Annotated in this window: 5 protein-coding genes and 1 tRNA gene; 4 read left to right on the top strand and 2 right to left on the bottom strand. The window is 63.7% G+C overall.

All coding sequences use genetic code 11. From position 1 onward, the window contains the following. Positions 1-197 precede the first annotated feature (197 nt). Positions 198-413, top strand: coding sequence for a hypothetical protein (locus HMPREF1137_RS01595; protein ID WP_007588076.1), 216 nt, complete (start codon positions 198-200; stop codon positions 411-413). Positions 414-549: 136 nt separating this feature from the next. Here HMPREF1137_RS01595 and HMPREF1137_RS01590 read toward each other — a convergent pair. Continuing rightward, a tRNA-Leu gene (locus HMPREF1137_RS01590) sits at positions 550-623 on the bottom strand. 63 nt (positions 624-686) lie between these two features. On the opposite strand from HMPREF1137_RS01590, the gene HMPREF1137_RS01585 reads away from it, so the two are divergent. Beyond that, the gene (locus HMPREF1137_RS01585) at positions 687-1,277 is read left to right on the top strand and encodes an ANTAR domain-containing response regulator (RefSeq protein WP_007588074.1); all 591 of its coding nucleotides are present in this window, start codon (positions 687-689) and stop codon (positions 1,275-1,277) included. 59 nt (positions 1,278-1,336) lie between these two features. Here the strand turns inward: HMPREF1137_RS01585 and HMPREF1137_RS01580 are convergent, their stop codons facing one another. Then, positions 1,337-1,813 (bottom strand): PaaI family thioesterase, encoded by a 477-nt coding sequence (locus HMPREF1137_RS01580; protein ID WP_007588069.1) that lies wholly within the window; start codon positions 1,811-1,813, stop codon positions 1,337-1,339. Between HMPREF1137_RS01580 and polA the strand changes: the two genes are divergently transcribed. Beyond that, complete coding sequence (polA, locus tag HMPREF1137_RS01575) at positions 1,812-4,538, top strand: DNA polymerase I (protein WP_196792936.1); 2,727 nt, start codon at positions 1,812-1,814, stop codon at positions 4,536-4,538. The two genes, HMPREF1137_RS01580 and polA, sit on opposite strands and share 2 nt — an antisense overlap. Positions 4,539-4,709: 171 nt before the next feature. Then, positions 4,710-6,146 (top strand): 30S ribosomal protein S1, encoded by a 1,437-nt coding sequence (gene rpsA, locus HMPREF1137_RS01570; RefSeq protein ID WP_003792472.1) that lies wholly within the window; start codon positions 4,710-4,712, stop codon positions 6,144-6,146. Positions 6,147-6,329 lie beyond the last annotated feature (183 nt).

The following is a 6,329-nucleotide window of genomic DNA, read 5'->3' as shown; positions in this document are numbered from 1 at the left end:
GCCCCCGCACTTTTTGTTTGTTCACGTGGACAAAATAAAATCCGTGGAATAAAGTACTCGGATACACGTTGAGACACGTGGACGCCGCACCAACGACGGCGCGGCAGTGCAGCAGATCGCTGCTCGGCGTGATCAGGAATGCCTGTGCGAACAAAGCACGTTTTCTGGCGCGCCCGAATTGAAGAGGAGAAAGAGAAATGAATACGAAGATCCGGACCGTGTCGGTCCACGACACTCTGTTTGGCCGCGTGGCCAACAACCTGGAGGTCGGACAGCTCTCACGCGCCGTTGAGCCGTGGTTCGCTGACTTCCATGACTCGAGGGTCAAGCAGGCGATCGCCGACCTTGACGAGCCGGCCCGCCGGGGCGCGGCTGCCGAGTACCTCGGTCTCGAACTGAGCGTCGTGGCCTGAGCCGTGACAAAGGGGCCGACAAGCTTTGCTTGTCGGCCCCTTGTTCGTCTGCGATTTTGCTATATCAATTTGTGCTACGCACGTCGCACACGTGCTGAATTGCCGGTACCATTAGGAGCACGTACTCCACTGGCGGTACCCCGAGTGGGATTCGAACCCACAACAAGCCGGGTTTGAGCCGACCGCCTCTGCCAGTTGGGCTATCGGGGCTTCGCGTGTGCGTGTCCCACAATAGAGCAGCTGAGCAAACCGATCAAACTGAGGAATATGACAATGAGTGAAGAGCAGGCTGAACCGCGTCGCGTCCTCGTCGCAGAAGACGAGGGGTTGATTCGTCTCGATATCGTTGAGACGCTGACCCAGGCGGGGTTCGAGGTCGTTGGCGAGGCTGCCGACGGTGAGGAAGCTGTCGAGCTTGCGCTCGAGCTCGAACCCGATCTGTGCGTGATGGATGTCAAGATGCCGAAGATGGATGGCATCACCGCTGCGGAGAAGATCCTGCAGGAGCTGTCCTGCGCTGTCGTCATGCTGACGGCTTTCTCGCAGACGGAGCTCGTTGAGCGTGCGCGCGACGCCGGCGCTATGGCCTACGTCGTGAAGCCCTTTAGCCCCGCTGACCTGATCCCCGCCGTCGAGATCGCCCTGTCGCGTCACGCAGAGATCGAGTCGCTCGAGGACCAGATCGCCGATCTGTCGGATCGCTTCGAGACCCGCAAGCGCGTGGACCGTGCGAAGGGCCTGCTCATGAAGAACATGGGCATGAGCGAACCCGAGGCATTCCGCTGGATTCAGAAGACGTCGATGGATCGTCGTCTGTCCATGCGCGAGGTTGCCGACGCGGTGATCAACCAGGTCGACGACTGAGTCATAGATGCGCGAATGGGGAGGGTCATTTGACCCTCCCCATTGCTGTGCACTCGTACTCAGTCGTGGCTTGAACGCACCAGGATGCGGTTCGTCACGCGTGCGATGGAGATCAGTCGGTCGGCCTCGTCGCGAATCTCCACGGTGTGGACGGTCGAGCTGCGGCCGAGGTGGACGGCGGTCGCGGTCGCGGTGATGATTCCCTCGCGTCCGGCGCTGATATGAGAGGCATTGAGTTCTGTGCCGACTGCGTAGGCCTGCTTGCCCGGGTTAGCTTCACGCGCGTGGATCTGGGCGGCGAAAGAAGCCGCGGTTTCCGCGAGGGCAGCGGATGCGCCACCGTGGAGGATTCCGGCGCTCTGGCGGTTTCCGTCGATGGGCATGGAGATCACGGTGCGCGTCGCGCTGTGCTCCAGCACTTCCATGCCGGTCGCTTCCATCAGGGTGCCGGGCCAGTGGGCGCCGACCCAGCCGCCGCGTGCGAGCGGATCGGGTGAGGAAGAATGTGTGTGTTTCGTCTGGTGATCGTGTGTCATGGCATCTAGGGTGGCATGTGTGAGTGACACTGTGCTGATTATTGATGGCCATTCGATGGCGTTTCGTGCGTTCTACGCGCTTCCGCCGGATAACTTCGTGACGGCTACGGGCCAGCACACGAACGCCGTTTACGGCTTTGTCTCAATGTTGACGCGTTTGCTGGAGACAGAGAAGCCGACGCATATCGCCGTTGCTTTCGATGTGTCCAGGCACTCATTCCGTACCGAGGAGTACCCGGAGTACAAGGGGACGCGCGACGCCACGCCCGAGGAGTTCAAGGGCCAGGTGGAGCTGATTCGTGAGGTGCTCGATGCGATGGGGATCGTGTCGCTCTCGCGCGAGGGCTTCGAGGCGGACGACATTCTCGCGACGCTCGCGTACGGCGCCGGTAATGATGGCGCGACCGTCCTCGTCGTGTCCGGTGACCGTGACTCCTTCCAGACGGTGACTGACAACGTCACGGTGCTATATCCGGGGACGGGGCCTGGCGATCTGCGCCGCATGACTCCGCAGGCGGTGGAGGACAAGTACGGCGTGCCGCCGCACCGCTATCCCGAGATTGCCGCAATCGTGGGTGAGACCTCGGATAACCTGCCCGGCGTTCCGGGCGTTGGCCCGAAGACCGCCGCCCAGTGGATCAATAAGTACGACGGCCTGGACAACCTGCTGGCGCGGGCTGACGAGATCGGTGGAAAGCGCGGAGCTGCCCTGCGTGAACACATGGACGACGTCGTGCGCAACCGCCGCCTCAATCGCTTGCTCACCGACATGGACCTCGAGGTGACGCCGAGCGATCTGGCGCGCCGCCCCACGGATGTCGCCGCCATCGATCGTCTCTTTGACTCTCTTGAGTTCGGGCGCCTGCGTCAGAAGGTGCGCGAGGTAGCGGGCATCGGCATGGGGGAGGGGCACGTCGACGAGACGCCCGAGGCTGTGGCTGAGGTCGAGATCTCGGTGTCCCTCGCGGATGCTTCGTGTGACATTGCCCAGTGGGCACGCGCCCACTCGACGCTCGCCGTGCTCGTTGAGGGCGACATGCGGCCGACTCGTGGCGACGTCACCCGCCTTGTCCTCGCCTCGGACCATGAGGCGCTCGTGATTGACCCCGTCGAACTGAGCCCCAAGCAGGAGGAAGCACTCGGCGAGGTCCTCGCCACGGCCTCGTCCCTTATCGTGCACGACGCGAAGGGGGCGCGCCATGCGCTTGCGTCGCGCGGCTGGACCCTCGGCACCGTCGAGTGCGACACGATGCTGGCGGCGTACCTCGCGCATCCCGATCAGCGCTCCCACAAGCTGGAGGATGTGCTCTCGCGTGTGCTCGGCGTCGTGATCGAGGAAGAGGAGGGTGACTCTGAGGCTCTCTTCGATCTCGGCGACATGGGAGCAGGCCCGAGCGCGGCCCAGGTGCGTGCTGGGAAGTTGGCCGCTCACCTGCACCCGCTCGCGTACACGCTGAGGTCGCGCCTTGAAGAAAGCTCCGAGGCCGCGCTGCTCACCGACATGGAGATGCCGCTGTCGGTCTTACTCGGCCAGATGGAAGACATCGGCATCGCCGCGGACACGGCTGTGCTGGACGGTCTATCCGACGAGCTCGGCAAGGCCGTCGATGCCGCGCGCGAGGGAGCGTGGGCCGCGGCAGGACGCGAGGTCAACCTGTCGAGCCCCAAGCAGCTCCAGGAGCTGCTCTTCGATCACTTCGGCCTGCCCAAGACGAAGAAGACGAAGACCGGGTACACAACGAACGCCGAGGCCCTGGTCGACCTGCACGCGAAGACCGCGGACGAAGGGGGAGCGGGGCACGACTTCCTCGGGTTCCTGCTCACCCACCGCGACCGCATCAAGCTCAAGCAGATGGTCGACTCCCTGTCCGCGACCGTCGCCTCCGATGGACGTATCCACACGACCTTCTCCCAGGTCGCTGCGGCCACGGGTCGCCTCGCGTCTTCCGATCCGAACCTGCAGAACATCCCCGCGCGCAGCGCCGACGGTATGCGCATCCGCGGCGCCTTCGTCGCCGGTGAGGGATTCGAGTCGCTCATGAGCGCCGATTATTCACAGATCGAGATGCGCCTCATGGCGCACCTGTCCGGTGACGAGGCGCTCATCGAAGCGTTCAACTCGGGCGAGGATCTGCACCGCACGATGGCGTCCATGGTCTTCGGAACCCCGGTCGCCGAGGTGAGCGGTGAGGAACGGTCGCGAATCAAGGCAACCTCCTACGGCCTCGCGTACGGCCTGTCGTCGTATGGCCTCGCTGCTCAGCTCGGCATTCCTGTGCCTGAGGCAGCTGCCCTGCGCGACCGCTACTTCGAACGCTTCGGGAAGGTCCGCGACTACCTCGAGGGCCTCGTCGCTCAGGCGCGTGCCGACGGCTACACCCAGACGATGTTCGGGCGCCGCCGCTACCTGCCCGACCTGCGCTCCTCGAACCGCCAGCGCCGCGAGATGGCCGAGCGCGCCGCTCTCAACGCGCCCATCCAGGGCAGCGCCGCAGACATCGTCAAGATCGCCATGATGAACGTCGTCGATGCCCTCTCCGAGGCCGGCCTGAAGTCACGCCTCCTCGTGCAGATCCACGACGAACTGCTCCTCGAGGTTGCCCCGGGAGAGGCCACGGCGCTCGAAGCGATCGTCCGAGACAAGATGGCGACCCCCGTGGAGCTCTCCGTCCCGCTCGATGTCGCCGTCGGAATCGGTGCTTCGTGGCAGCTCGCGGCCCACTAACGGGCGTGACGACGCGACGCACGCCACGGAAAGTGCCGCCAAATTCGTCACATTTGCAGGGCAAAGACTGATAGACTGGTTCACGGTGTCTGGGGACAGGTGCATCTGCATCAGCCTCAAGACGCCGGAACTGTCCATCTACTATCCAGTCCGTTTCGGAGAAACTACTACATGACCACCAACACGCCGCAGGTCGCTATCAACGACATTGGTTCGGAAGCAGACCTGATCGCAGCCATCGACGAGACCATCAAGTACTTCAACGATGGCGACATCGTCGAGGGCACTGTCGTCAAGGTCGACCACGACGAGGTCCTCCTTGACATCGGCTACAAGACCGAGGGTGTCATCCTCTCTCGCGAGCTCTCCATCAAGCACGACGTCAACCCCGACGACGTTGTCGCCGTGGGCGACCAGATTGAGGCGCTCGTCCTCCAGAAGGAAGACAAGGAAGGCCGTCTCCTCCTGTCGAAGAAGCGTGCGCAGTACGAGCGCGCGTGGGGCCAGATCGAGAAGGTCAAGGAAGAGGACGGCGTCGTTACCGGTACCGTCATCGAGGTCGTCAAGGGCGGCCTGATCCTCGACATCGGCCTGCGTGGCTTCCTGCCCGCCTCCCTCGTCGAGATGCGTCGCGTCCGCGACCTCGCCCCCTACATCGGTCGCGAGATCGAAGCGAAGATCATCGAGCTCGACAAGAACCGCAACAACGTGGTCCTGTCCCGCCGCGCATGGCTCGAGCAGACCCAGTCCGAGGTCCGCACGAACTTCCTGCACACCCTGCAGAAGGGCCAGGTGCGCTCCGGCGTCGTTTCCTCCATCGTCAACTTCGGCGCGTTCGTCGATCTCGGTGGTGTCGACGGCCTGGTTCACGTCTCCGAGCTGTCCTGGAAGCACATCGACCACCCGTCCGAGGTCGTCGAGGTTGGCCAGGAAGTCACCGTCGAGGTTCTCGACGTCGACATGGATCGCGAGCGCGTCTCCCTGTCGCTCAAGGCCACCCAGGAAGATCCGTGGCAGGCATTCGCCCGCACCCACGCCATCGGCCAGGTTGTGCCCGGCAAGGTCACCAAGCTGGTCCCCTTCGGCGCGTTCGTCCGCGTCGAGGACGGCATCGAGGGCCTCGTCCACATCTCCGAGCTGGCTCAGCGTCACGTCGAGCTGCCGGACCAGGTCGTCAAGGTCGGCGAAGAGGTCTTCGTCAAGGTCATCGACATCGACCTCGAGCGTCGCCGCATCTCCCTGTCCCTCAAGCAGGCCAACGAGGGCGTGGATCCGACCTCCGAAGAGTTCGATCCCTCGCTCTACGGCATGGCCGCCGAGTATGACGAGAACGGCAACTACAAGTACCCCGAGGGCTTCGATCCGGAGACCCAGGAGTGGATGGAAGGCTTCGACGCTCAGCGCGAGGCTTGGGAAGCCCAGTACGCAGAGGCTCAGGCCCGCTGGGAGGCCCACAAGGCTCAGGTCCGCAAGGCCCTCGAAGAGGACGCCGAAGCGGCTCCCTCCATCGAGGAGCAGGCCTCCTACTCGACCCCGGTCGACAACGAGGGCACCCTTGCTTCCGACGAGGCCCTGGCCGCGCTGCGTGAGAAGCTGACGAACAACTGAACCAGTCTTTCTGACTGAGCTTCGACTCGTCAGTTCACGTCAGTGAACGCATGAGTGGTGGCCCCCAGGTTTTCCTGGGGGCCACCACTTTTTATCTGATTGCGTCTGACTGAATGCGTCGCCGCCTGATCTCCGGCCGCCGCGAGGCTCTCCCGCTGGGTGCGGGGCTGCTTGTGGCCCCAC

It is taken from the genome of Actinomyces sp. ICM39 (assembly GCF_000282935.1).
In the GTDB taxonomy this organism is placed as follows: domain Bacteria; phylum Actinomycetota; class Actinomycetes; order Actinomycetales; family Actinomycetaceae; genus Pauljensenia; species Pauljensenia odontolytica_B.
This window is presented reverse-complemented; position numbering and strand designations above follow the sequence as displayed.